This is a genomic window from Streptomyces sp. NBC_00461 (assembly GCF_036013935.1).
In the GTDB taxonomy this organism is placed as follows: Bacteria; Actinomycetota; Actinomycetes; order Streptomycetales; family Streptomycetaceae; genus Streptomyces.
Genome location: NZ_CP107902.1, coordinates 9,030,749 through 9,055,848 on the forward strand (window position 1 = coordinate 9,030,749; position 25,100 = coordinate 9,055,848).

The following is a 25,100-nucleotide window of genomic DNA, read 5'->3' on the forward strand; positions in this document are numbered from 1 at the left end:
CCCGGGCCGCCGGGTGACACGCCGCCTCAGGGCGGCGGTTTCGGACCGCCCTCCGAAGGATTCGGCCCCGGTTACGGGGCGGGAGGGAGCTATGGCTCTCCTCCGGGCGGCGGCTACGGCCCCCCTCCGGGAGGCGGTGGAAACTACGGCCCCCCTCCTGGCGGCAACGAACCACCCACCTACGGTGGTTGGCAGCCACCGCCAGAACCGCCCAGGAGGCGACGCAGCCCGCTCGTCATCCTCCTGGTCGGCCTCGCGGCGGTCGCGGCCGTGGTCGTCGTCGTCCTCATGGCCTCCGGGAACGACGACTCGCCCAGCAAGAAGTCGCCCGCCGACAGCAGCCAGGGCACCGGCCGCTCGAAAGCACCGTCCCTCAGCATCCCGACCGAAATTCCGAGCGAGCTGCCCAGCGAACTGCCGTCGAAGTTGCCCAGCGAGCTGCCGAGCAGCATCCCGAGCGACCTGGAATCGTTGATCCCTTCCCTGGGGGACGTCGAGTTGCCGTAATGCGAGGTCAGGTGCTGTGCGGCAGGCGCACGTACGTCGCCGTCGTCTCGATCCCGCGTCGACCGTCCACACTCCGCAGGCCGAGCAGCCGCCCTTGCTGCGGCGGATCGCCGGATGGATACGCCCAGGCGGCAGGTTCGTGGCCACCACCGGACACGGCGCCTGGACCGGGACCGATCAGAACTGGCTGGGTGGCGGGGCCCCGATGTGGTGGAGCCACGTGGACGCCGCCACCAACCGCGCCTGGATCACCGAAGCCGGGTTGACCGTGGAACACGAGGAGTTCCTGCCATAGGCGACTCAGGACACGCCCTGTTCTGGGCGCGGCGCCCCGCACAGCCGCTCTGAGTGTTCGCTGCCCTCTTGCCGGTCCTCTTGCCGGTCCCCTTGCGGTGTCCGAGTCACCCGCGGTCCGTTTCAGGCGGGGTCCTCCCCGGGAGCCGGGTCGATCGAGGCAAGAGCCGTCGCGGGGTCCTGGCAGGCGGCTCCGGCGGGGACCCAGCGACCCCGCTCCTTCCGATACGGCCACCAACGCCCGTCCCGCCCCAGGCGCAGCTGGGCCGGTGTGCCGACGACCGTCCACCGGTTGTCCCGCGCCCGTAGCGACGGATGTTCGTCCTCGTCCCAGGCCGACTCCAGAACAGCACGCGCGCGTGCGAGCGTTTCGCCCGTGACGGTCCACGTCTCCTCCAGGACGGACAGCGCGGCCGCCCCTCCGACGCGCCACGCGCGCGTGGCGCGCGTCAGACCCTCCCGGTCACGTCCCGACCCATCGGCCAGCCGGTCCGCCACAGTCCTCTCCGGTGCGCCTGCGGCGAGCCGGACGGCGTCCTGTGCGACCGTCAACTCCGCTTCAGGAACCAATTGTTCCGGCCCGACACGCAGGGCATCGGCGAGCAGGTGATGTGCTTCGACGGCGGTCAGGGCGGCCAGGTATCGCAGGGCGGGCGGGTCCACGCCGGGGCCGGGAGGGGCGTCGGTGTCCAGGGGCGGTGGCATGCCGGGCTCCGGGGGCAGCTCCGGTGGAGTGGGCAGCGGCGGCAGGACGGCGCCGGTCGCGTACGCCTCGGCGGCGTCCACCCCCTCCGGCCCGGAGGGCGCTTCGGACGGCCGGATGCTGCGGGCCTGCAGGGCGTCCAGCACGGCGCGTTCCTCCCGCCCGCGCATCAACAGCAGCACGAACGGATCCTGATCCAGCAGACGCGCCACCTGGTAGCACAGGGCCGCCGTGTGCGCGCAGTGGTCCCAGGCGCCGCAGTCGCACTCCGGCTCCATGTCGCCCATTCCCGGCAGCAGTTCGACACCAGCGGTCGCCGCGTCCTCCACCAGATGCGGCGGCATCTCGCGGTCCAGCAGCGCCGCCACGTGTCCCGCGCGCTCGACCGCCATGTCCAGGAAACGGTCCCACTGGTCGCCGTCCAGCTCCCCCAGCAGAACGTCGGCCCTGTGCACCGTGCGATCGCGGTCGCGGACCACGGCAGTGATGCGTCCCGGGCGCACTGACACCGCTCCCACGGCACCCGCACGCGCGAGACTGCGGCCCGCCTTCAGCTGCTGCAAGTCGAGTGCCCCGTCCTCCAGCGCCCTCAGCCAGGCCAGGCCCCACCACGTGTCCGCGAACCTCCGCCCGTGCGCGGGCGGCAGCGCGGCGAACGTGCGCTCCGTGTCCTTCGCGTGCCGGTTCATCGTGTGCCCCCTCGCAGTTCCACCAAATCGGCCAGCTCCCCGTCCGTGAGCTCCGTGAGCGCGGCCTCGCCGGAGCCCAGCACCGCGTCGGCCAGCTCCCGCTTGCGGGCGAGCATGTCGGCGATACGGTCCTCGATGGTTCCCTCCGCGATCATCCGGTGCACCTGTACGGGCCGGGTCTGCCCGATGCGGTACGCGCGGTCGGTGGCCTGCGCCTCGACGGCGGGATTCCACCAGCGGTCGTAGTGCACGACGTGCTCGGCCCGTGTCAGGTTCAGGCCCGTGCCCGCGGCCTTCAACGACAGCAGGAAGACGGGGACTTCGCCGTCCTGGAAGCGGCGCACCATCGCTTCCCGTTCGCCGACGGGCGTCCCGCCGTGCAGGAACTGCGAGCTGACGCCCCGGGCAGCCAGATGCCGTTCGATGATGCGCGCCATGCGCACGTACTGTGTGAAGACCAGAACGCTCGCACCCTCGGAGAGGATGGTGCCGAGCAATTCGTCCAGCAGCTCCAGCTTCCCTGAACGCCCCACGATCCGTGGCCGCTCCTCCTTGAGGAACTGTGCCGGGTGGTTGCAGATCTGCTTCAGTCCTGTCAGCAGCTTCATGATCAGCCCGCGCCGCGCCATCGTGTCGGAGCCGGAGATCTCCGCGAGCGTCTCGCGCACCACCGCCTCGTACAGGCCCGCCTGTTCCTTCGTCAGGGACACGGCACGGTCGGTCTCGGTCTTCGGCGGCAGCTCCGGGGCGATCCCCGGGTCGGACTTGTGCCGGCGCAGCAGGAACGGCCGTACCAGCCTGGCGAGCCGCTCCGCCGCCGCCGGGTCCTGGCCGCCCTCGACGGCCTGCGCATACCGCGTGCGGAAGGTGCCGAGGTGGCCGAGGAGCCCAGGGGTCGTCCAGTCGAGGATCGCCCACAGCTCCGACAGGTTGTTCTCCACCGGGGTGCCGGTGAGCGCCACACGCGCGCGTGCCCCGATGGAACGCAGCTCCCGCGCGGTCGCCGAGTACGGGTTCTTCACATGCTGTGCCTCGTCCGCCACGACCATGCCCCACGGCACCTCGGCGAGCCTGCGCGCATCGAGGCGCATCGTCCCGTAGGTGGTCAGCACGAACTCCCCGCCGGCCAAGGCGTCCAGGCTGCGCCGCGCCCCGTGGAAGCGGCGTACGGGTGTGCCGGGCGCGAACCTCTCGATCTCGCGCTGCCAGTTGCCCATCAGCGACGTCGGACACACCACGAGCGTGGGACCGGCCGTCGACGGGTCGCTCTGCCGGTGCAGATGGAGCGCGATCAGCGTGATCGTCTTGCCGAGTCCCATGTCGTCGGCCAGGCAGCAACCCAGGCCCAGGGATGTCATCCGGGCCAGCCAACTCAGGCCCCGCCGCTGGTAGTCGCGCAGCGTCGCCGCGAGAGCGGCGGGCTGTGCCACCGGCTCCTGCGCCTCCGGTGCTGCGAGTCGCTCCCGCAGGGCTGCCAGCCACCCCGTGGGGTGTACGTCGATCCGGCGGCCGTCGACCTCGGTGGAGCCCGTCAGCGCGGCACCGAGCGCGTCGATGGGCGTGATCTTGCGGTCCTGCTGGGCGCGGGCGCGGTGCACCTCCTGGGGGTCGATGAGGACCCACTGGTCGCGCAGGCGTACGACGGGGCGGTTGGCCTCGGCTAGCCGGTCCAGCTCCTCCCGCGTGAGCTGTTCGTCGCCCAGCGCGAACCGCCAGTTGAAGGCGAGGAGCGCGTCGGCGGACAGGAACGACGGGGCGTCCGAGGTGCCCCGGCCGGGGTCCGGCTCCCCGTCAGAGGGGCCGATCACCGCGCGGGCGGTGAGGCTACGGGTCAGTTCCCTCGGCCAGTGCACGTCGACGCCGGCCTCGCCGAGGGCTCGGGCGCCTTGTCCGAGGAGCTCGGTGACCTCTTCGTCGGCGAGTTCGACGGCATCCGGCACGCTCGCTGAGAGCAGGGGCGTCAGCGGCGGCCATGACCGTGCCGCCCGACGGAGCGCGAGCAGGGCGTCCATCCGCGCGCGCGGCCCGAACCGTCCGTCCCCGGAACCGGACCAGACCTCGGAACCGGTCCAGACTTCGGAGGCGTCCGCCACGAGCACCGGATGGCTGACGCTGTGCACCTGGAGGACGGCCCGGAAGGCCACCGTGGCGTCGGCCTGCGCCGCATCGGCAAGGCCGGGTGCCTCGATCCGCAACGAGAGCCGTACACCCGCGTCGTGACCCGCGGCGACATCGGCGGCCCACGCGCGCTGTCCGGGCATGTGCTGCGCCTCCTGCGCCGCGTAGGCGGGCCCGCCCGTCACGAGGCGAGCCGCCGGGGAGCGGGGGAGTGTGTCCGCCACCGCGTCCAGGTAGGCGCGCAGCAGCCGCTCCGGGTCGGCCAGCCGCGGCGACCCGGCGCCGTCCGCAGACACTGCCTGCGCCTGCGCCTGCGCCTGCGGTCCGGCGCCGTCCGCAGGCACCGCGTGCGCCTCGGGTGGCATCGCGGCGGCCAGCCGACGGACGCGCTCGATGTCCTCCAGAGACAGAGGGCCGACGCGCCAGGCGTCGTGGTCCCCGGCGGACAGACCCGGCAGCAGCAGTCCGCGCGCCACGAACTGCAGGGCCAGCACGGTGGCCGCACCCCAGAAGATCGCCCCCCTGTGCCCGTGCGGGTCGGTACGCGCACGCGTGAGGACCGGCAACGCCGCCCGTACCGGCAGCAGGACGGCGGGAACCCCGACGCGCTCGACACCGTCGCCGCCGGGCAGGACGACGGTCAGATCCTCGGCGGACCCGGCCGCGAGGAGCGGGGGAGGGGTGCCGTCGGGCCGCCAGAAGGCGACCCGGCCGGCGCGGGCCGGGTCACCGGTGACGAAAACGGCGCAGCAGCGGGCCAGTTCGGAGATCTCGGACGGTGTTGCCGTAGGGATCGACTGCACAGCGAAGCCGCATTCCTCAAATTTGACTACTTGGGCAGGGTCGCCGAGGGTACAGCACTCCGGCGAGCTGTCCGGCACAGCCGCGGGCCATCAGCCCGGACCGTCTCGCTCCGGGGTGTCGACAACCCCCCTACCGGCCACGGGGCTTGCCCCCGCCCCTGGACGGGGGGTGGCGCCATGGCCGGCGAGGGTCGTCGATCCGTACGTTTCAACAGGTCAAACCCATGCCCGAGAGAACCGGAGACCAGTCATGCCCGAGCCCACCACAGCCCTCGCCGAACCCCTGCCGGGAACCCTCGCAGAACCGCTTCCGGGAACCCTCGCCGACCCCCTGCCGGGAGTGCGCGACGCACCGCCTCCCGGAAGCGAGTTCGCGCCCCTCCTGCGCACGGTCAGGGGTCAGGGACTGCTGGAGCGGCGCCAAGCCTGGTACGCGCTCGGCATCGCCACCAACGCACTCGCCCTGGCCGGCATCGTCACGGGCATCGTCCTCACCGGCGACTCCTGGTGGTCGCTGCTGCTGGCCCCGCTGCTGGCCGTCTTCGGCGCCCGCACGGCCTTCATAGGCCACGACGCGGGTCACTCCCAGATCACCGCCGGCAAGAAGGCCGCCCGTGCGATCGGCCTGATCCACGGAAACCTGCTCCTGGGCATGAGCTACGCCTGGTGGAACGACAAGCACAACCGCCACCACGCCAACCCCAACCACATCGACAAGGACCCCGATGTCGTTGCCGACGTCCTTGTCTTCACCGGTGAACAGGCCAAGGAGCGGTCGGGATTCCGGCGCTGGCTGACCCGCAACCAGGCCTGGCTGTTCTTCCCGCTCACCCTCCTGGAAGGCGTCGCCCTGAAGGTGCACGGCTTCCAGGACCTGCGCCGTCAAGCTCCACGGGAGCGCGCCGTGGAGGGCCTGCTCCTCGTGACCCACGTCGCCGCGTACGTGACGCTCCTGGTCAGCTCGATGTCGCCGGGCAAGGCGCTCGCGTTCGCCGCACTTCACCAGGCGCTGTTCGGCCTGCACCTGGGCATGGCCTTCGCCCCCAACCACAAGGGCATGGAGATGCCCGACCCGGGCGGTGAGCGGTGGGGCCATCTGCACCGGCAGGTGCTCACCTCGCGCAACGTCCGCGGCGGCGTCCTGACCGACTGGTTCCTGGGCGGCCTCAACTACCAGATCGAGCACCACCTCTTCCCCAGCATGCCCCGTCCCCATCTCCGGCTCGCCCAGCCCCTGGTGCGCGCCCACTGCAGGGAGTTGGGTATTCCCTATGCGGAGACCGGGCTCGTCGACTCGTATCGGCAGGCCCTGCGGCACCTGCACGAGGTGGGGGAGCCCCTCAGGGCGGAATGACCGAGAGTGGTCTCGGGCGAGACCGTTCACGAACAGGGTGGTCTCAGACGAGAGTGGTCTCGGACGAGGGTGTTCTCGGGCGAGGGTGTTCTCGGACGAGAGTGGTCTCAGGGATGAGTCGGGGTCGTACCTCAGGGACGTCTCAGGGTCGCGGTCCGGAACCGCGGGAGACGCAGGCCCGTTTTCAGGACAGAGAGCGGCAATGGCCGCGAAGGAGGCGACGCAATGTCGAAGAACGCGAAGATCGCCGCGGGAGGTGTGGCGGTCGGGATCATCCTGCTGATCTGGCTGCCCTGGTGGGTATCGCTCCTGATAGTCCTGGGAGTGCCGGCCGCCGCTTACCTCGCGCTGGACCCCTCACAGCGGCGCAGGCTGCGCCGCGCCACCCGCAAGGAGCTCGGCCGCTGACGTACTACCGCATGGGATCGGCCCGGTCGGCCAGCCTGCAGGAGTCGACCACATCGCCGTCCGCGGGCCGTGCGACGGTCTGGTCCGCGGGCGGTCGGGCACCCTGCTCCACCCAGGAGACCAGCACGTCGAACGCCGATCGATAACAGGGCAGGATCGGCCGCAGCCGGTCCGGATACGTGTCGTACAGCCCGTCCACATGTGTCCCGCCCTGGATCGTGTAGTAGCGGTGCAGGGGGCCTCGTCCGCTCGCGTGGACCATGCGCGCGTACACGTCCGAGTCGGCGGCCTTCGGCAGCAGCGTGTCCAGATCGCCGTGCAGCGTGATCAGCGGTCTGCCTATGCGCCCGGTGAGCGACACACGGGCCACTGCCCGGTGGACGGACGCGGGCCGCGACGCATAGTCGTACGCCGCGTCGGTCGCACAGGGCGACAGGATCCGGTCCGGGGTGCTTCCGGCTGACGGGCCGGGACAGCCGGGGTCGTAGGTCGGGTCGAACTCGGCGCGGTAGATCTTCTGCGTGACTCCCCAGTACGCCTTCTCGTGATACGGCCACAGAAACTCGGAGCCACGCGCGAAGCCCACCGCGTACATGTCCTCGTCCCCGGCCGCGCCCCGCATCCGTGCCACCGCGGTGGGCAGGGAGGTGAGCAGGCTCGGCCCGTCAGCGGTCCACAGCGCGCCTTCCCAGTCCACGCCGCCGTCGTACAGTTCCGGGTGGTTCTCCAGCTGCCAGCGGGTGAGATAGCCACCGTTGGAGATGCCGGTCATGTAGGTATGGCGAGGGGCGTGCCCGTAGAGCTGGGCCACGGCGCGCTTCGCCGCGTGGGTGAGCTGGGTGGTGCGTGCGTTCCACTCGGTGACCGCGTCACCAGGGCGGGTTCCGTCGCGGTAGAAGTCGGCGCCGTTGTTGCCCTTGTCGGTCGCCGCGTACGCGTAGCCCTGGGCGAGCACCTGGTCGGAGATCGCGGTGTCCGTCGCGTACTGCTTGCGTGTGCCGGGCGCGCCGGTGACCACCAGGCCGCCGTTCCAGTGGTCGGGCAACCGGATCACGAACTGCGCGTCGTGCCGCCAACCATGGGTGGTGTTGAAGTGCGAGGAGTCCGGGAAATAACCGTCGATCTGCACCCCGGGAACCCCAGAGGGGGTGCGGGTGGCCTTGGCCGTCAGCCCCGCCTGGTCGGCCATGTCGGTGTACGGCGTGCCCGCGAGTCCGGCCGTGGTCAGGTCGGGCAGACAGGTGCTCCGCTGGAAGGCGGCGCCCGGCACGTGCAGCCGCTGCTGGTGGGCGCAGTGATCGCCGCCGAGCACCGAGGCCTCGGCCGGAGCGGGCCCGGCAAGGGCTGCTGCCACCAGCGCGGCGGTGACGAGCGGAGCACCGCGGGACGGACGCATGAGGCCTCCAGGCCAGGACGGGAGGGCAGCGCGACCGCAGGGAGCGGGGCGCCGGGGGGGGCTGCCCCATGGTGTGGTCCGGCCCTCGCGGCAACCATGGGCCGGGACCACATGGAACGCGGCCGCCGTATAGCGGCTTAGTGCGGGGGGCGCGTGTGACGTCCCGTGCGGAGGACGGCGATTGGCGAAGGAGGCCAGGCGAAGGTCAGGCGAAGGTCAGGCGGAGGCCAGGGGGGAGGCCAGGCACTTCTCGGTGAGAGCGCAGGGTGGACCCCGCGTCTCGAACCCCGCCGCGGTACCGCGTGCGGGGCTCGGACCACGGGGTCCTCAGATGGGACGTACCGCCATCTTTTCGAGCGCCTCCAGAAGACCCGGCAGTTCCGGTCCCCGGCCTACCGGCAGCACCTCGCCGGGCTCCGCGTCGAGCAGCACGAACGCGATGTCGTCGGTCCTGGCCACGAGCGACCAGCCCGGACCGTCGGCACGCAGCGTTCGCGCGTCACCCGGAGCGAAGGACGACCGGACCCGGCCGAGAGGCGGCGGCGTGTCCACGTACGCCCGTGCCTCAGCGAGCACGCGCCGCACCCCGCCACGCCCGTTGGGCGCGTCGGCCCGCTCGGCTTGTTCGCCCCGATGGTCCTTCACGGCCTCTGCGCCCTCCGCGCCCTCGGTGGCGGCCGAGACCCCGTTCGGGCTCGCGAAGTCGGCATCGTCGATCTGCTCCCGCCACACCGCCCACTGGAGCGCGATCTCGTCGGCACCCAGGCGTCGCTGCGCGGGCCCCCACGTGCTCGTGTCCGGCGGTGCCAGCGGCGGACCGTCCGCGACCTCGGGGCCGGGATCATGCGGCTCGGGCACGCCGGGAGCGGCGACCGCGACCGCCAGGGGCCAGCCCGGCAGTGCCGCGACGACCGAGCGCTCGCCGGGCGAGAGGTCGTACTCCATCCCGCAGTCCCAGGACGCGATGGCGACCGCGACCAGGGAGACGTCGTCGACCACGACGGTCCACCGGGCGCCGTCGCCGTCCTGGCCGAGCACCAGGCCGTATCCGTCGGCGAGCGGCGCGAGGCCGAGCGCCGCGCAGGCCTCCGGATAGTCGTCGCCCAGCACGCTCGGGAACTTCGCCGGCGTCAGAAGTACCGCTGTGAGCACATAGAGCGCATCGTCCGCGGCGGCGACGGCGTCCTCGTCCGTCCCGGCCATCCCAGCCTCCCCATCGAATCATCCGATCGCGCGCACCCTAGTGCGAGCGGAAGCAGCTTGTCACGACTCACAAGCACACCCGGAGCTGCAGTTTTCCGGCTGGACGGGGCGAATCGACCGCATGTGACGCGGCGCGGTCATGCCGCCGGAAGCCCCAGAAGCTCGCGGGCCACCGTCCCGGGTGACTCGTCGCGCTCCCGCGCGAGCGCGATGACGGCCCTGCAGGCGAGCTCATTGACCCCGAAGGACAGGGCCTCCGGTGACACCCAGCCGGCCGCCTCGTCGATCCGGTCCTGATCGTCCTCCGCGCAGGCCGAGACGTATGCGGCGGCAGCCTCGAAAAGATTGTGTGTACGTTTGTCCCCGCCGCTGTTCACCTCCGCCCGCACGGTGTTGAGGAATCTCGCACAGGACTTGCGCACCCTGCCCCACATGCTGACCACCTTCCCCCTGTGTGGTGTGCCCCGGCAGATCGTTCATCTCCCGCTGTTCAACGTAGAGTTGGAGCTCCGGCTGCAGAAGGGGGACGGGGCGGCGAAGCGCTACCGGCAGCTCGGACAGATCCGGCGGATGGGCCCGTACCGGGACGCTTTTGAGATCTCCCCTGAACTGATCAGCCGTCGAGCGACCTGATCGTGTCGTGCAGCCAGGCGAGTTCGGCCCGGGACGTGGCACGCGCGACGGTCAGCAGCCCGCGGCGGAAGGGGTCGTCCAGCTCCTCGGCGCGCAGGGGCCGGTCACCGTCGTAGAAGAAACTCGCCGGTTCCTCCAGGAAGGCCAGCCTGCGCCGGAGCACGGCCGTTTGTGCTGGGGCGTCGTCGAGGTGGCGGAGGAAGGCGAGCACGGTGAACCACCGGTTCTCGTCGGTGATGTCGCGCTGAGCGGGCTCGGCGAGCCGTCGGCGCAGTTCCTCTCGGCCCTCTTCGGTGAGCGTCAGGACGTGACGTGGAGCGGCCACGGCGCCGGGCTCCGTGGCGCGCTCCAGCAGACCCGCCTTCTCCAGGCGCTTGATCGCCGGGTACAGCGTGCTTTCGGCGACGGGTTTGACGTGGCCGGTCAGCGCGGCGATGCGTTTGCGCAGCTCGTAGCCGTGCAACGGGGCGTCGTACAGGAAACCGAGGATGGCGAGCTCCAGCATGCCCGCATTCTCTCGCACCAGCGCTGTACATCACTTCCTCGATACATCGCTTCCTCCACACCTCGTTTCCTCAATACCCCCTCCCTTCAATACCTCGTATTCTCTATACATCGAAACCGATGTATCCTTCTGGCCGGGCCGAGGACGGCCGCCGTGGTGCCATCAAGCAGGAGGACGCGATGATGCAGGCCGAGTTCGACGGCAAGGGAAGCTGCATCCGGTGGACGGAGACGCCGGGCGACGAACCCGCGCGCGTGTATGTGCACGGACTGGGCTCGGTCTCGGCCGTGTACCACGCGCACATCGCGGCGCGCCCCGAACTCGCGGGCCGGCGCAGTCTGTTCGTCGACCTGCCCGGGCACGGCATCAGCGACCGCCCCGAACACTTCGGCTACGCACTCGAGGAGCACGCCGACGCACTGGCCGCAGTGCTGGACGCGGCGGGTCTGACCGGCTCCGAGCTGGTGGCGCACAGCATGGGCGGCGCCGTCGCCATCGTGCTCGCCCACCGGCGGCCTGAGCTGGTCTCGCGGCTGGTGCTCACGGAGGCCAACCTCGATGCCTTCCCCCCGCCCGCCGCGGGCAGCAGCGGCATCGCCTCCTACGAGGAGGACGCTTTCGTCGACGGCGGCTACGCGCGCGTGCTGGAGAAGATCGGCCCCTTGTGGGCGGCGACCATGCGGCTGGCGGACGCGCGCGCCCTGCACCGCACGGCCGTCGGCCTGAGGCGTGGCTCGGAGCCCGTGATGCGCAGCGTCCTTGAGGAGCTGCCGATCGACCGCGTGTATCTGCAGGGCGAACTCAGCGGTGAACTCGCGGGCAGGGGAGCCCTGGAAGCCTCCGGTGTGCATGTGGTCACGGTGGCCGGGGCGGGCCACAACGTCATGTTCGACAACCCCGACGCCTTCGTGGCGGCGGTGGCAGGCCCGCGCTGAGGCTCAGCCATCCCGTACCGCCAACGCCAGGAAACGGGCGTCCTCGTCGACGTACGAGGTCATGCGCCACCCCGAACCTGCCAGCAAGGGGCCGAGGTTGGCCTCGGCCCGCAGATCGTCCGGGGTGATGCGGCGGCCCTGGCGTGCTGCCAGCGCCGCCCTGCCGATGGGGTGGAACAGTGCCAGCGCGCCTCCGGGACGCACCACGCGGGCCAACTCCCGGAGATTCTCTGTCGGTTGTGGCAGGTGTGCGATGAGCCCTGCGGCGAACACGGCGTCCAGTGACTGCGACCGCAGCGGCAGAGCGGCGACATCGGCGAGCAGCAACTGCCCGTCGCGGTCCCTCCCGGCCCCTACGGCGGCCTGAAGCATGGCCGGGGTCAGATCGGCCCCGACGACCACTCCCGACCGCCCCACGGCGGCACGCAGCGGCGTCAGGGCCCGCCCGGTGCCGCAGCCGGCGTCGAGCACCCGGTCGCCCTCGTGCAGCCCCATGTCCGTGACCGCGGCGGCGTAGGCGGGGCCGTCGTCCGGGAACCGGCTGTCCCAGTCGGCGGCGCGGGCACCGAAGAAATCCTGGACGTGTGTGTGGTCGTCGCTCATGCTCCGCATGGTCCCTCACCGACACGGATGACGCGGCGGTGCACATGTTCGAGCGTGACGCGATCGTTCAGCTACACCTCTGCGCCATATTCCAGCAGCTTTCGAAATGCGCCCCCTTGGTGCGCCCTTGCCCGGACTAGCGTCCCTGGGCCATGGGACACCTGGACCATGCCACCTTCGGCTGGCTGACCCCCGTGCTGTCGTATGTGATGGCTTGCATCGGCGCCGCACTGGGACTGCGCTGTACCGTCCGCGCGCTGGGCGCCACCGGGCGCTCACGCCGCAACTGGCTCGTCACCGCTGCCTCTGCGATCGGCACCGGCATCTGGACCATGCACTTCGTGGCCATGCTCGGCTTCAGCGTCAGCGGCACCGACATCCGTTACGACGTGCCGCTCACCATCCTGAGCCTGCTCGTCGCCATGCTCGTCGTCTGCGCGGGCGTCTTCGCCGTCGGCTACAGCCGGGACCGCACCCGCGCGCTCTTCCTCGGCGGTCTCACCACCGGGCTCGGCGTCGCGAGCATGCACTACCTGGGCATGGCGGCGGTGCGGCTGCACGGCCGTGTCGGCTACGACCCGGCACTCGTCGCACTCTCCGTCGTGATCGCCGTCGTCGCGGCGACGGCGGCCCTGTGGGCGGGCCTCAACATCAAGTCGCCCGTCGCCGTCACCGTCGCCTCGTTGATCATGGGGGCCGCGGTGACCAGCATGCACTACACCGCGATGTTCGCGGTGAGCGTCCGCGTCACACCTTCCGGCCAGGCCCTGCCCGGGGCCACGGCGATGCAGTTCATCTTCCCCCTCGCCGTCGGCCTCGGCTCCTACCTGTTCCTGACCTCGGCCTTCGTCGCGCTGTCGCCGACGACCGGGGAGCGCGAGGCATCCGCCTCGGCCCAGCGGCCGGTCGAGAGCGCCGCCCACTAGCGACGGCCCGCGCGCTGCCGGATCCCTCGGCCCACCCCCGACCCACTCCCGAGCGAGGAGGCCATGCGTACACCGCGTAGGACCCCCAGCCCCGGCGCCGAGGCGCCGCCCCAGCCTCCCGCGCGCGGTCGTCGCGCCCATGCCGGGCCGCCCGCCGACGAGGCCCTGGACGAACCCGCGGGCCAGGCACCGGACGACAGCTACGCGCGCCGGGGCGGCTGGCGCATACGGCCGCGCACCGTGCGAGCGAAGATCGTCTGCCTACTGATGGTTCCGGTCGTCTCCCTGCTGGCCCTGTGGGCGTACGCCACGGTCAGCACGGCACAGGACGTCTCCCGGCTACGGCAGTTGCAGCGCGTCGACTCCAGGATCCGCACCCCCGTCGCCACCGCAGTCGCCGCACTGCAGACCGAGCGCGCGGCCGCCGTGCGCTACGCGACCGACCCGTCGTCCGGACAGAGCGGCGACTACAAGAAGCTCGCGGACCGCACCGACAAGGCCATCGCGAAGCTGCGGCTCGGGGGCGACCACACCGTCGCGGACAGCGAGGAGCTGCCCACCGGGGTGTCCCAGCGGCTCGAGACGTTCGTCGCAGGCGGCGAACGGCTGCGTTCCCTGCGCGCCGCGGTGATCGACCGCCGCGCGGACTGGGATGTCACCTACCGGCAGTACACGAGGACCATCAGCGGCGCCTTCGGGGTGGGCGGCGCACTCACTGGCATCCAGGACTCCGACCTCGGCTCCGACGCGCGCGTGCTGCTCGAGTTCTCCCGCGCGGGCGAGGCATTGGCCCAGGAGGACGCGATGCTGGCCGGTACCCGCCCGAGCGGTGGCCTCAGCGGCGAGCGACTGCGGCTGTTCACCGGCGCCGTCGCCACCCGCCGAGCCCTGACCGAGGCCGCCGTCGCCGATCTGAGCGGCCCGCAGCGGAGCTCCTGGCAGAACCTCGCCGACAGCAGCGGGTACGCGGCCCTGGGCACGGCGGAGGACGCGGTCGTCGACGGCACCCCGGGCCCGCTCACCGCCGCACCCGAGGTCACCTGGGCCACGGCACACACGCGCGTGCAGCACGGTATGCGGACGATCGAGGAGGACGCGGGGCGCGGTGTCGCCGACAGCGCCGCCCCGTTCACGCGCGGCGTGCTCACCCCGGCCGGCGCCGCGGTGCTCTTCGGCCTCGCCGCAGTGGCCGCGTCGCTCGTCATCTCCGTCCGCATCGGACGCGGCCTCGTCGTCGAACTCGTGAACCTGCGCAACAGTGCCCTGGAGATCGCCCGGCGCAACCTCCCCGAGGCCATGCGGAAGCTGCGCGCGGGCGAGGAGATCGACATCCAGGCCGAGGCCCCGCCGGGACCGCCCGCCGAGGACGAGGCCGGACAGGTCGCCGAGGCCCTGGGCACCGTGCACCGCGCCGCCCTGCGGGCCGCCGTCGAGCGCGCCGAACTCGCCAGCGGCATCTCCGGTGTCTTCGTCAACCTCGCCCGCCGCAGCCAGGTCCTCGTCCATCGCCAGCTGAGTCTCCTGGACAGCATGGAACGCCGTTCGGACGACCCCAACGAACTCAGCGACCTCTTTCGGCTCGACCACCTCACCACCCGCATGAGGCGCCACGCCGAGAGCCTGATCATCCTCTCCGGTGCGGCACCCGGCCGGGCCTGGCGCATGCCGGTCTCGCTGACGAACGTGGTGCGCGCGGCCGTGTCCGAGGTCGAGGACTACGCGCGCGTGGAACTACGACAGCTGCCTGAGGCATCGGTCGTCGGCTCGGCCGTCGCCGACCTCACGCACCTCCTGGCCGAGATCGTCGAGAACGCGGCCCAGTTCTCGCCGCCCCACACGCGCGTGCGCGTCATCGGCGAACCCGTCGGCAACGGCTACGTCATCGAGGTCGAGGACCGCGGCCTGGGCATGGGCACGGACAACCTCGTCGAGGCCAACCGCCGCATCGAACAGTCCGAGGCGCTCGACCTGTTCGACAGCGACCGTCTCGGCCTGTTCGTGGTCAGTAGGCTCGCGGCCCGCCACGGGATCAAGGTGCACCTGCGCACCTCGCCCTACGGCGGCACCACCGCAGTCGTACTGCTGCCCACGGCGCTGCTGCACGGCGGGGCGGCGGAACGTTCTCCCGGCAAGGCGGCGGACGCCCGGCGGCCGGCGGAACGCCGGTACGCGCGCCTGCCCGAGTCCGCACCGCACCAGGAGTCCGTCCCGGCGACGGCAGAGCGGCCCGCGCTGGTGGCACACACACGGGCCGCGGCGGAGACGACGCCCGACACCCCACCTCCCGGAGTGACCACCTTGCGCCTGCACCGTCCCCCGGAGGACGCCGAAGAGTCCGACGACCTGCCTCGTCGCGTACGCCAGGCAAGTCTCGCCCCCCAACTACGCGAGCAGCGGACCGAGGAGCCGGCCCGGACACCGGCCTCTCCCCGCGACGAACCGCGCACCCCCGAGGTCGTGCGCGAGCGCATGGCGGCCTACCGCGACGGCTGGACGCGCGGCGGCGGCAGGCAACCCGGCCGCGGTGCCGGGCCGGATCCCACACCGCGCAGCGACAGCAGCGAAGGAGACCGTGCATGATCCAGGACCCGAGCATGAGGGCCGACCCGCGATCCGGTGAACTCGACTGGCTGTTGGACGACTTGGTCCTGCGGGTGAGCGAGGTGCGGCACGCCGTGGTGCTGTCCAACGACGGACTCGCCGTGGGCGCGTCGACCGACCTGCGTCGTGAGGACGCGGAACATCTCGCCGCCGTGGCGTCCGGATTCCAGAGCCTGGCCAAGGGCGCAGGCCGGCACTTCGGCGCCGGCGGTGTGCGTCAGACCATGGTGGAGATGGACGACGGCTTCCTGTTCGTGGCCGCCGCGGGCGACGGCTCCTGCCTCGCTGTGCTCACCGCCGTGACCGCCGACATCGGCCTGGTGGCGTACGAGATGGCACGACTGGTCAAACGCGTCGGAGAGCACCTGTACACCCCGACGCGTGTCGCCGCGCGGCCGCCCGCCGCCCGATGAGGCGAGAGAGTGACGCGCGCACATGAACGTGGACAGGACCGACGCCCCGGTCGAACCGGGCAGTCAGTGGTACGACAGCGAGGCCGGGCCCCTGGTGCGCCCGTACGCCATGACGGGCGGGCGCACCAGGCCCGGCCCGACCGGGGTCCGCTTCGACCTGATCGCCCTGGTCACCCTGGACGCGGGCGCGCCCGGCGCCGAGGACGACACGGGGCTCGGGCCGGAACACCGGGACCTGATCGAACTGTGCCGCACGGAGACCCAGTCGGTCGCGGAGCTCGCCGCGGGATGCGACCTGCCCGTGGGAGTGGTCCGGGTCCTTCTCGGCGACCTGCTCGAACTCGGCTGCGTCACGGTCAGCCGTCCGGTACCGCCCGCCCAGCTTCCCGACGAACGGATTCTGCGCGAGGTGATCGAAGGATTGCGGGCGCTGTAGATGAGAGTTGTCCAATCCCTCGGAGAGGGGACGCAGTTGTGATGATGCCTACCGACGTCGACCGTTGCCGGCACTCCCGAGAGAAGTGATCGATGGTCTCCGAGCACTCCGATGCACAGGGCGGCGAGACGGCCGCACTGGCGTTGAAGATACTGGTCGCCGGCGGATTCGGCGTGGGCAAGACCACTCTGGTGGGCGCGGTCAGTGAGATCAGGCCGCTGCGCACCGAGGAACTGCTCAGCGAGGCCGGCCAGTTGGTGGACGACACCGACGGCGTGGACCAGAAGGTCACGACGACCGTAGCCATGGACTTCGGGCGTATCACCATCCGGTCCGGCCTCTCGCTCTACCTGTTCGGCACACCGGGACAGGACCGTTTCTGGTTCCTGTGGGACGAACTGTCGCAGGGGGCTCTCGGCGCCGTGGTCCTCGCGGACACCCGACGGCTGGAGGACTGCTTCCCTGCGGTGGACTACTTCGAGCACCGGCGCATCCCGTTCGTGGTGGCCGTCAACTGCTTCACGGGCTCCCGCACCTACGGGGCTCAGGACGTCTCACGCGCCCTCGACCTCGACCGGGGAACGCCGGTGGTGCTCTGCGACGCCCGTGACCGGGACTCGGGGAAGGAGGTGCTGATCCGGCTCGTCGAGTACGCCGGGCGGATGCACACCGCCCGGCTTCTCGACTCGGTCGGCTGACCGGGGTGCCGGCCGGCCGCGCTCAGCTCGCGACGGCCTTCTCGGCCAGGACCTTGTCGATCGCGATGCGGACGAGGAGTTCCCCCGGCACGCCGTTGCGCCGCCCGAACTCCTCGGCCCGCTCCTCACCCATGTACCGGGCCCCGATGCGGGCAGCCCAGTGCCTCAGCTGCCCAAGGTCCTCCGAGATCCGGGCACGGCCCTGCAGGACGACGAAGTCGAAGGGCGGCCGGTCGTCGTCGATACACAGGGCGGCCCGGCCGTCGCGAGCCAGATTCCTTCCTTTCACGCTGGTCTTGGCGGTGTTGAACACCAGTTCGTCACCGTCGAGCACGAACCAGATCGGTGTCACGTGCGGGCTTCCGTCGGCCCTCACGGTCGACAGCTTTGCGGTGCGGGTGCCGTGCGAGACGAACGCCCGCCATTCATCGTCGGTCATCTTCTGCGCCATGCCTCCTATCCTCCTTGCCCGGGGGCCGGTCGTGGTGAAGGCTGGCGTGGAGATCCTCCGGCCAGGGGGAGTCGTCACACGGGGAGACCGGACCATGGCACAGAACCAGGGACTTGACTGGCTTTTGGACGACCTGACCGAGCGTGTCGAACATGTGCGGCACGCATTGGTCCTGTCCAACGACGGGCTGGTGACGGGAGCGAGCACGGGCCTGCGGCGCGAGGACGCCGAGCACCTCGCCGCCGTCTCGTCCGGACTGCACAGCCTGGCCAAGGGGTCGGGACGCCACTTCGGCGCGGGCAGAGTACGCCAGACGATGGTCGAGTTCGACGACGCGGTGCTGTTCGTCACCGCCGCCGGCGCCAGCAGCTGTCTGTGCGTGCTCAGCGGGGCGGAGACCGACATCGGCCAGATCGCCTACGAGATGACCCTGCTCGTCAACCGGGTCGGCGAACACCTCGGCGTGGAGGCGCGACAGCCCGAGCGAACCACGACCACGGACATCTGACCTGCAGGTTCGTCGTCCCGATCGGAGTTATCCACAGGCCCGCCACGTGATCCGCCGAAGCGGCTACGGTTTTTCCCGAGGCCGCGCGCACGGCGCGGGCCACGTACTCCACGGGGGAGATCGAACATGTCCGGCAACACTGTCACGCAACCGAACAGCGCGTCCTGCACGCCGAGCCGTGCGGCCCGCGAACTGGGCCTGAAGCGAGGGGAGTTCGACCTCGCCGTCAATCTCGGACACATCGGCACCGTGCCTGACGAAGGAGGCGGGGGCCTACGAGTCACCCGCACCGAGATCGACCGCCTGCACACCGAGGACGGCTTTCCCGGGACACTGAAGCAACGTGTCGAGGCCGTGGGCACGAAGGACGGCGCTGAACTGCTGGCCGTACCACTCGGCAGGTTCACCCGACTGGCCAGGCTCGGTGTGGTCGTACCGGTGACGTTCTACCTCAACCGCTACCGTGCCGTCGTCTGGCTCTATCTGGCCGAGGAGCTACGGCAGTTCGCGGCCGACGAGAACAACGCGCCGTTGCTGAGGGGCCGTACGTCCGCTGGTCTGCGGCAGCAGCTGGCCGAGGGGCTGGATCTGCGACCGCGGACCTGGCGGGGCCGGCACCTCGGTTTCCTGCGGCGACGAGCGGGCGACCATCCGTGGGCGTGTGCGGCGGCCGTGGCCTCTCAGCTCGACGCCGTACGGATCGCGGAGATCGTCCAGGACCCGTACGAGCGCGCCCACCTGAACCGGTTCCGGCCCAGTCCGCCGGCGCACGGCGCACCCGGATCGCCCGCCGCGCACCTGGCCGAGCGTCTCTCCATGGCGCAGGATCCCGGCGAGATCGGCTGGCTGCGAGCCGATCTCGCGCAGGCGGTGGGCGAGGCGCGCGCACGCCAGCCCGCGCCACGCCCGACTCCCGGGCGCGCGGCTCCCGGGCACGGGCGGCCGGCTTCCGCGCTGGCGCCGACGGAAGCATGGGAACTGACGCACCCCACACTCCAGACGGCTGCGCAGCAGAGCCCACCCGAGTCCGAGGAACCGGGATGCTCACGCGGCTTGTTGAGCCGGCTGATGCGCAGAAGCGCGTGAACTACAGCGCCCGGAACAGCCCTTCCTGGACCACGGACACGAGCAGCCGTCCCTGCCCGTCGTAGATCCGGCCGCGGGCAAGACCCCGGCCGCCCGTCGCGATCGGCGACTCCTGGTCGTAGAGGAACCACTCGTCCGCGCGGAACGGCCGGTGGAACCACATGGCGTGGTCCAGCGACGCCATGTCGAAACTCCGCGGGCCCCACAGGGGTTCGATCGGGATGCGGACAGCGTCCAGGAGGGTCATGTCGCTGGCGTAGGTCAGCGCGCAGGTGTGCACGAGCGGGTCGTCGCCGAGCGGGCCGACCGCACGCATCCACACAGCGCTGCGCGGCTCGGCGTCCTTGATCTCCTCGGGCGTCCAGCGCAGCCGGTCCACATACCGGATGTCGAAGGGCTGACGCCGGGCCATCCGCTCCAACTGCTCGGGCAGCTCGCCGAGATGCTCGCGGACCTCCTGCATCACCGTCGGCAGCGACTCGGGGTCCGGGACCTTGCGGGCCGGCGGCAGCTGGTGCTCGAAGGGTCCTTCCTCAGGCTTGTGAAAGGAGGCGGTGAGATTGAAGATCGTGCGTCCCTGCTGCACGGCCGTGACCCGGCGGGTCGTGAAGGACCTGCCGTCGCGCACCCGCTCCACCTGGTACACGATGGGCACGCCCGGCCGGCCCGGGCGCAGGAAATACGCGTGCAGTGAGTGCACGGGACGGTCGCCGTCCGTGGTGCGGCCGGCGGCGACCAGCGCCTGGCCCGCCACCTGGCCCCCGAAGACCCGCTGCAGGGACTCCTGCGGGCTGCGGCCACGGAAGATGTTGACCTCGATCTGCTCCAGGTCGAGCAGGTCGACGAGTCTCTCGGCCGGGTTCGTCATGCGGGGGTTTCTCCTTGGCTCACAGCTGGCCGACATCGGTGACACGGACGATCGCACGGCCCTCCGCGTCGGAGGCCGCGAGGTCGATCTCCGCGCTGATGCCCCAGTCATGATCGCCGTTCGGGTCGGCGAAGATCTGGCGAGCGCGCCACAGGCCGTGCTCCGGCTCCTCCTCGATGAGCAGCAGCTTGGGGCCTCGGGCATCGGGGCCGGTGCCCAGGTCGTCGTACTCGTCCCAGTACTTGTCCATCGCCTCGCCCCACGCGTCGGCGTCCCAGCCGGACTCGGCGTCCAACTCGCCCAGCTCCTCGACGTGGTCGAGGGCGGCCAGCTCGACGCGGCGGAACATCGCGTTGCGGACCAGGACCCGGAAGGCACGCGCGTTGGAGGTGACCGGCTTGACCTCGTCGGCCTTCTCCTGGGCCTCCTCGGCGGTCATCTCCTCCGGGTTGGCGAGCTGCTCCCACTCGTCCAGCAGGCTGGAGTCGACCTGGCGGACCATCTCGCCGAGCCACTCGATCAGGTCCTGCAGGTCCTCGGACTTGAGGTCGTCCGGGATGTTGTGGTCGAGGGTCTTGTAGGCGCTCGCGAGGTAGCGCAGCACGATGCCCTCGGTGCGGGCCAGCTCGTAGAACGACACCAACTCCGTGAAGGACATCGCCCGTTCGTACATGTCGCGGATGACGGACTTCGGCGACAGCGGATGGTCGCCCACCCAGGGATGGCTCTTGCGGTACGTGTCGTAGGCGTGGAAGAGCAGCTCCTCCAGCGGCTTGGGGTAGCTGATGTCCTGGAGGCGCTCCATGCGCTCCTCGTACTCGACGCCGTCAGCCTTCATCGCGGCCACGGCCTCGCCCTTGGCCTTGTTCAGCTGGGCGACGAGGATCTGCCGCGGGTCGTCCAGCGTCGACTCGACGACGGACACCATGTCCAGCGCGTAGGACGGCGACTCCGGTTCGAGCAGTTCGAACGCGGCGAGCGCGAAGGTGGACAGCGGCTGGTTGAGGGCGAAGTCCTGCTGCAGGTCCACGGTGAGGCGGACGATGCGGCCCGTGGCGTCCGGCTCGTCGAGTTTCTCCACGATGCCGCCGTCCAGCAGCGAGCGGTAGATCGCGATCGCGCGCCGGATGTGCCTCAGCTGCTGCTTGCGCGGCTCGTGGTTGTCCTCCAGGAGGTGCCGCATCGCCTCGAAGGCGTTGCCCGGGCGGGCGATCACCGACAGCAGCATCGTGTGCGTCACCCGGAAGCGGGAGGTCAGCGGCTCCGGATCGGAGGTGATGAGCTTGTCGAAGGTGCTCTCCTGCCAGCCGACGAAGCCCTCCGGCGCCTTCTTGCGGACGACCTTGCGGCGCTTCTTCGGGTCGTCGCCCGCCTTGGCCAGCGCCTTCTCGTTCTCGACGACGTGCTCGGGGGCCTGGGCGATGACGAAGCCCGCCGTGTCGAACCCGGCCCGCCCGGCCCGACCCGCGATCTGATGGAACTCACGGGCCCGCAGCGTGCGGACACGGCTCCCGTCGTACTTGGTCAGGGCTGTGAACAGCACCGTGCGGATGGGCACGTTGACGCCGACGCCCAGGGTGTCCGTGCCGCAGATCACCTTCAGCAGACCGGCCTGGGCGAGCTTCTCCACCAGCCGCCGGTACTTGGGCAGCATGCCGGCGTGATGCACGCCGATGCCGTGCCGCACGTAACGCGAGAGGTTGCGGCCGAACTTGGTGGTGAAGCGGAAGTTGCCGATCAGCTCCGCGATCCGGTCCTTCTCCTCGCGCGTGCACATGTTGATGCTCATCAGCGCCTGCGCCCGCTCCACTGCCTGCGCCTGCGTGAAGTGCACGATGTAGACCGGGGCCTGCCTGGTCTCCAGCAGCTCGGTCAGCGTCTCCGTGAGCGGGGTGAGCCGGTATTCGTAGGAGAGGGGTACCGGGCGGGTCGCCGAGCGGACCACCGACGTGGGGCGCCCGGTGCGCCGCGTGAGGTCCTTCTCGAACATCGAGACGTCGCCGAGCGTGGCGGACATCAGGACGAACTGCGCCTGGGGCAGCTCCAGGATCGGGATCTGCCAGGCCCAGCCGCGGTCCCCCTCCGCGTAGAAGTGGAACTCGTCCATGACGACCTGGCCGACGTCGGCGTTCTTTCCGTCGCGCAGTGCGATCGAGGCGAGCACTTCGGCGGTGCAGCAGATGACGGGCGCATCCGAGTTCACGGACGCGTCGCCGGTCAGCATGCCGACGTTCTCGGTGCCGAAGATCTTGCACAGTTCGAAGAACTTCTCCGACACCAGCGCCTTGATCGGCGCCGTGTAGAAGGTGACCTCGTCCCGGGCCAGGGCGGCGAAGTGGGCGCCCGCAGCGATCATGCTCTTGCCGGAGCCGGTGGGCGTCGACACGATCACGTTCGCCCCGGAGACCGCCTCGATCAGCGCTTCCTCCTGGTGGGAGTAGAGCGTGAGACCGCGCTCCTGGGCCCACGACTCGAAGGCTTCGTAGAGGGCGTCGGGGTCGGCGGTCGGCGGCAGCTGATCGATGAGGGTCACGCCCCCATCTTGCCTGGCGTCCTCCCTCATAGGGGAATCGGTTGTCACCACGAAGATCACGACCAGTACGCTGTGACGCCGACGGAGTGTCAGCACACCCGGTCAACTGGACAGCGGCACAAGACGAATGGGGCGGGCAACGGCCATGATGGGACCAGCACACTCACTGTCGGGCGCCGCCGCCTGGCTCGGCGTCGGTGCGGCGGCCGCGGCGACCGGGCACGCCATGCCCTGGCCCGTCCTCCTGGTCGGTGCCCTGATCTGCGCCGGAGCCGCGCTCGCACCGGACCTGGACCACAAGGCGGCCACCATCTCGAGGGCCTTCGGTCCCCTCTCACGCGGGCTGTGCGAGATCGTCGACAAGCTCTCCTACGCCGTCTACAAGGCGACGAGGAAGCAGGGCGACCCGCGCCGCGCCGGCGGCCACCGCACGCTCACCCACACCTGGCTGTGGGCTGTCCTGCTCGGCGCGGGTACGTCGGTCGCCGCCATCACCGGTGGCCGCTGGGCGGTCCTCGCCATCCTCTTCGTCCACATGGTGCTGGCCATCGAGGGCCTGTTGTGGCGGGCGGCCCGGGGGTCCAGCAGCGACATCCTGGTCTGGCTGCTGGCCGCGACCAGCGCGTGGATCCTCGCGAGCGTCCTGGACAAGCCGGGCAACGGATCGGACTGGCTGTTCACGCAGCCCGGCCAGGCGTACCTGTGGCTGGGTCTGCCGATCGTGCTGGGCGCGATAGTGCACGACATCGGGGACGCGCTGACGGTCTCGGGGTGCCCGATCCTGTGGCCGATCCCGGTGGGCCGCAAGCGCTGGTACCCGATCGGTCCGCCGAAGTTCATGCGGTTCCGGGCGGGCAGCTGGGTCGAGCTCAAGGTGCTGATGCCGGTGTTCATGCTGCTCGGTGGAGTGGGCTGCGCGGCGGCGCTGAACTTCATATAGGGGGCGGCCCCCTCGGGGCGGGGCCCGGCTGCTGCGGCCTCACCCCGGAGGGGTCGCGGAGGTCAGTCCCGCCACTGCTCCGTCGGAGCCACCCCGGGAAGGGGCCTGCCGATGGTGGCGAGGGGGATGAAGAAGAAACCCTGGCCGATCGCGAAGGCCAGCGTTGTCAGAGCCTTCTCGTCGTAGTGCCGGGACACCTCGGCGTACAGGTCGGCGGAGACGCGCTCGCCGTGCGGGTTCGGGGTGAGCACGGCCTCGACCAGCGCCAGTGCGGCACGCTCGGCGTCCGTGAAGTAGGGCGCGTCGTGCCACGACGACACCCCCGTGATCCGCTCCTCGGACTCGCCGGCCCGGCGCAGGCTGCCGGTGTGCATGACGGTCAGGTAGGTGTTGCCGACCAGCTGGCCGGTCCGCAGATGGACCAGGTTGATCGTGGTCTGGGGGACCGAACCGTTGCCGACGGCCTTGAAAAGGGCTTCGGCGACCGGCCCGAACTCGGGGACGGTCTTGAGCGGGTTGGGCAGGCGCGACTCAGTGGTCGTTGCGTCCGTGCTGACTGCGTCAGTGGTCATGGCTTTTCCTCACCGGGGTCTTCGAGATCTTCGAACTGCTTCTGTCTCAGTGACGGATCTCGAAGCCCGGATGTGACCGCCGGACGCCAGGAATTCCCGATCGGCCCCGTGCAGCCGCAGGGGTCAGCCGGTGGAACCCCGTTCGGCCCCGCCCCCGTAGCGCCGCTCGAACTGGGCGATGCGGCCCTCCGTGTCCACCGTCCGCGCCTTGCCGGTGTAGAACGGGTGGCTCTCGGAGGAGATCTCCACGTCCACCACCGGGTAGGTCTCGCCGTCGTCCCACTCGATGGTCTGGTTGCTGGTCGCGGTGGACCGGGTCAGGAAGGCGTAGCCTGCCGCGCGGTCGCGGAAGACCACCTGGTGGTAGTCGGGCTGCTTGTCCTGCTGCATAGGTGCTCCTTGACTGGTGGCGACTGCTCAGCCGGACAGGGCGTCCTCGTCGACGATGTGCATCGCGGCCTCCTCGGCGGACGCCGCCGCGCCGTCGATGCCCACGTCCGTGGCGACCATGGCGCTCTCGTCGTCCTCGTGCGCGCCCTCGTCGGGTGCCACGAGACGGCCGGAGCGGGCGGTGCCGACCTCGTTGTCCAGGAGTTCGCCGTCGGTGCCGTCGCAGTCGCCGATGCCGTCGTCGTCGGGCGTCACGAGGTCCGGCAGTTCCTCGGCGAGCCGCTGGTCCAGCGTCTCCCCGTGCCGTCGTTCCGCCGCCGTCACATCGGCACGCTCCACCGCCCATGGTCTGTCCGGAGGGGACCAGCCCCGGTCGAGGGGGTCGTCGACACCATCGTTGACCAGGGAGTCCTCCGAGTCGAGCAGCCCGGAGTCCTCCTGGATCTCGGATCCGTTGGGCTGGTAGACGTCGTCTCCCCATCCGTCGGCGCTGTTCACGGGAACCTCCAGGTGATGGGGACGGCCCG

General features: G+C 70.9%; 27 protein-coding genes. 14 read left to right on the forward strand and 13 right to left on the reverse strand.

Annotated elements, in window-relative coordinates:
* Window positions 1-270 precede the first annotated feature (270 nt).
* The gene (locus tag OG870_RS41860) at window positions 271-507 is read left to right on the forward strand and encodes a hypothetical protein (protein WP_266526988.1); all 237 of its coding nucleotides are present in this window, start codon (window positions 271-273) and stop codon (window positions 505-507) included.
* 16 nt (window positions 508-523) lie between these two features.
* Window positions 524-802, forward strand: a complete 279-nt coding sequence (locus tag OG870_RS41865; protein WP_266586940.1) for a hypothetical protein — start codon at window positions 524-526, stop codon at window positions 800-802.
* A gap of 122 nt (window positions 803-924) precedes the next feature.
* Here the strand turns inward: OG870_RS41865 and OG870_RS41870 are convergent, their stop codons facing one another.
* Both OG870_RS41870 and OG870_RS41875 read right to left on the reverse strand, forming a co-directional pair.
* Entirely contained in the window at window positions 925-2,193 is a 1,269-nt protein-coding gene (locus OG870_RS41870; protein ID WP_266923270.1) for an SWIM zinc finger family protein, read from the reverse strand.
* Window positions 2,190-5,114, reverse strand: coding sequence for a DEAD/DEAH box helicase (locus OG870_RS41875; RefSeq protein ID WP_327692055.1), 2,925 nt, complete (start codon window positions 5,112-5,114; stop codon window positions 2,190-2,192). Before OG870_RS41875 ends, OG870_RS41870 begins: the two co-directional genes overlap by 4 nt.
* 250 nt (window positions 5,115-5,364) lie before the next feature.
* On the opposite strand from OG870_RS41875, the gene OG870_RS41880 reads away from it, so the two are divergent.
* Both OG870_RS41880 and OG870_RS41885 read left to right on the forward strand, forming a co-directional pair.
* Window positions 5,365-6,468, forward strand: coding sequence for a fatty acid desaturase family protein (locus OG870_RS41880; protein WP_266923266.1), 1,104 nt, complete (start codon window positions 5,365-5,367; stop codon window positions 6,466-6,468).
* A 225-nt stretch (window positions 6,469-6,693) separates the two neighbouring features.
* Window positions 6,694-6,876 (forward strand): hypothetical protein, encoded by a 183-nt coding sequence (locus tag OG870_RS41885; protein WP_266526973.1) that lies wholly within the window; start codon window positions 6,694-6,696, stop codon window positions 6,874-6,876.
* A gap of 4 nt (window positions 6,877-6,880) precedes the next feature.
* Here OG870_RS41885 and OG870_RS41890 read toward each other — a convergent pair whose 3' ends face one another.
* The 3 genes from OG870_RS41890 to OG870_RS41900 all read right to left on the reverse strand — a co-directional run bounded on the left by OG870_RS41890 (window position 6,881) and on the right by OG870_RS41900 (window position 9,909).
* Window positions 6,881-8,272 (reverse strand): tannase/feruloyl esterase family alpha/beta hydrolase, encoded by a 1,392-nt coding sequence (locus OG870_RS41890; RefSeq protein ID WP_266841657.1) that lies wholly within the window; start codon window positions 8,270-8,272, stop codon window positions 6,881-6,883.
* Window positions 8,273-8,599: 327 nt separating this feature from the next.
* Window positions 8,600-9,475: a hypothetical protein gene (locus OG870_RS41895; protein WP_266586950.1), complete on the reverse strand. Its 876-nt coding sequence runs from the start codon at window positions 9,473-9,475 to the stop codon at window positions 8,600-8,602.
* 137 nt (window positions 9,476-9,612) lie between these two features.
* Window positions 9,613-9,909 (reverse strand): hypothetical protein, encoded by a 297-nt coding sequence (locus tag OG870_RS41900; RefSeq protein ID WP_266526955.1) that lies wholly within the window; start codon window positions 9,907-9,909, stop codon window positions 9,613-9,615.
* Between OG870_RS41900 and OG870_RS41905 the strand changes: the two genes are divergently transcribed.
* A complete protein-coding gene (locus OG870_RS41905; protein WP_266586952.1) occupies window positions 9,908-10,108 on the forward strand; it encodes a hypothetical protein in 201 nt (66 codons plus the stop codon). The two genes, OG870_RS41900 and OG870_RS41905, sit on opposite strands and share 2 nt — an antisense overlap.
* Here OG870_RS41905 and OG870_RS41910 read toward each other — a convergent pair.
* A complete protein-coding gene (locus tag OG870_RS41910) occupies window positions 10,089-10,613 on the reverse strand; it encodes a PadR family transcriptional regulator (RefSeq protein WP_266586954.1) in 525 nt (174 codons plus the stop codon). The two genes, OG870_RS41905 and OG870_RS41910, sit on opposite strands and share 20 nt — an antisense overlap.
* Before the next feature lie 179 nt (window positions 10,614-10,792).
* Here OG870_RS41910 and OG870_RS41915 point away from each other — a divergent pair, with 179 nt between their 5' ends.
* Window positions 10,793-11,548 carry an alpha/beta fold hydrolase gene (locus OG870_RS41915; RefSeq protein ID WP_266527671.1) on the forward strand — a complete coding sequence of 252 codons (756 nt, stop codon included), beginning with the start codon at window positions 10,793-10,795 and terminating at the stop codon, window positions 11,546-11,548.
* A gap of 3 nt (window positions 11,549-11,551) precedes the next feature.
* Here OG870_RS41915 and OG870_RS41920 read toward each other — a convergent pair whose 3' ends face one another.
* Window positions 11,552-12,151, reverse strand: a complete 600-nt coding sequence (locus tag OG870_RS41920; protein WP_266526947.1) for a class I SAM-dependent methyltransferase — start codon at window positions 12,149-12,151, stop codon at window positions 11,552-11,554.
* A 152-nt stretch (window positions 12,152-12,303) separates the two neighbouring features.
* Here OG870_RS41920 and OG870_RS41925 point away from each other — a divergent pair, with 152 nt between their 5' ends.
* The 5 genes from OG870_RS41925 (at window position 12,304) to OG870_RS41945 (ending at window position 17,225) form a co-directional block, all read left to right on the forward strand.
* A complete protein-coding gene (locus OG870_RS41925; RefSeq protein ID WP_266526944.1) occupies window positions 12,304-13,077 on the forward strand; it encodes an MHYT domain-containing protein in 774 nt (257 codons plus the stop codon).
* 63 nt (window positions 13,078-13,140) lie between these two features.
* Window positions 13,141-15,657, forward strand: coding sequence for a sensor histidine kinase (locus OG870_RS41930; RefSeq protein ID WP_266586959.1), 2,517 nt, complete (start codon window positions 13,141-13,143; stop codon window positions 15,655-15,657).
* Entirely contained in the window at window positions 15,654-16,091 is a 438-nt protein-coding gene (locus OG870_RS41935) for a roadblock/LC7 domain-containing protein (RefSeq protein ID WP_266526938.1), read from the forward strand. The genes OG870_RS41930 and OG870_RS41935 overlap by 4 nt, the downstream gene beginning before the upstream one ends.
* A 22-nt stretch (window positions 16,092-16,113) precedes the next feature.
* A complete protein-coding gene (locus OG870_RS41940) occupies window positions 16,114-16,527 on the forward strand; it encodes a DUF742 domain-containing protein (RefSeq protein WP_266526935.1) in 414 nt (137 codons plus the stop codon).
* A gap of 92 nt (window positions 16,528-16,619) precedes the next feature.
* A complete protein-coding gene (locus OG870_RS41945; protein ID WP_266526932.1) occupies window positions 16,620-17,225 on the forward strand; it encodes a GTP-binding protein in 606 nt (201 codons plus the stop codon).
* 22 nt (window positions 17,226-17,247) lie between these two features.
* Here OG870_RS41945 and OG870_RS41950 read toward each other — a convergent pair whose 3' ends face one another.
* Complete coding sequence (locus OG870_RS41950; RefSeq protein ID WP_266586961.1) at window positions 17,248-17,676, reverse strand: PPOX class F420-dependent oxidoreductase; 429 nt, start codon at window positions 17,674-17,676, stop codon at window positions 17,248-17,250.
* A gap of 94 nt (window positions 17,677-17,770) precedes the next feature.
* Between OG870_RS41950 and OG870_RS41955 the strand changes: the two genes are divergently transcribed.
* Together OG870_RS41955 and OG870_RS41960 are read left to right on the forward strand one after the other, a co-directional pair.
* Entirely contained in the window at window positions 17,771-18,184 is a 414-nt protein-coding gene (locus OG870_RS41955; protein ID WP_266526926.1) for a roadblock/LC7 domain-containing protein, read from the forward strand.
* A gap of 126 nt (window positions 18,185-18,310) precedes the next feature.
* Entirely contained in the window at window positions 18,311-19,270 is a 960-nt protein-coding gene (locus OG870_RS41960) for a DUF6397 family protein (protein ID WP_266586963.1), read from the forward strand.
* Window position 19,271: 1 nt separating this feature from the next.
* Here the strand turns inward: OG870_RS41960 and OG870_RS41965 are convergent, their stop codons facing one another.
* Together OG870_RS41965 and OG870_RS41970 are read right to left on the reverse strand one after the other, a co-directional pair.
* Window positions 19,272-20,138, reverse strand: coding sequence for an acyl-CoA thioesterase (locus OG870_RS41965; protein ID WP_266526921.1), 867 nt, complete (start codon window positions 20,136-20,138; stop codon window positions 19,272-19,274).
* A 19-nt stretch (window positions 20,139-20,157) separates the two neighbouring features.
* The gene (locus OG870_RS41970) at window positions 20,158-22,671 is read right to left on the reverse strand and encodes a DEAD/DEAH box helicase (RefSeq protein ID WP_266526918.1); all 2,514 of its coding nucleotides are present in this window, start codon (window positions 22,669-22,671) and stop codon (window positions 20,158-20,160) included.
* 145 nt (window positions 22,672-22,816) lie between these two features.
* On the opposite strand from OG870_RS41970, the gene OG870_RS41975 reads away from it, so the two are divergent.
* Window positions 22,817-23,611: a metal-dependent hydrolase gene (locus OG870_RS41975; RefSeq protein WP_266526915.1), complete on the forward strand. Its 795-nt coding sequence runs from the start codon at window positions 22,817-22,819 to the stop codon at window positions 23,609-23,611.
* A gap of 62 nt (window positions 23,612-23,673) precedes the next feature.
* Here OG870_RS41975 and OG870_RS41980 read toward each other — a convergent pair whose 3' ends face one another.
* The 3 genes from OG870_RS41980 to OG870_RS41990 form a co-directional block, all read right to left on the reverse strand.
* Entirely contained in the window at window positions 23,674-24,183 is a 510-nt protein-coding gene (locus OG870_RS41980) for a carboxymuconolactone decarboxylase family protein (RefSeq protein ID WP_266526912.1), read from the reverse strand.
* Between the two features lie 123 nt (window positions 24,184-24,306).
* Window positions 24,307-24,573: a type B 50S ribosomal protein L31 gene (locus OG870_RS41985; protein WP_266526909.1), complete on the reverse strand. Its 267-nt coding sequence runs from the start codon at window positions 24,571-24,573 to the stop codon at window positions 24,307-24,309.
* Window positions 24,574-24,600: 27 nt separating this feature from the next.
* The gene (locus OG870_RS41990; RefSeq protein WP_266526905.1) at window positions 24,601-25,071 is read right to left on the reverse strand and encodes a DUF5709 domain-containing protein; all 471 of its coding nucleotides are present in this window, start codon (window positions 25,069-25,071) and stop codon (window positions 24,601-24,603) included.
* Window positions 25,072-25,100 lie beyond the last annotated feature (29 nt).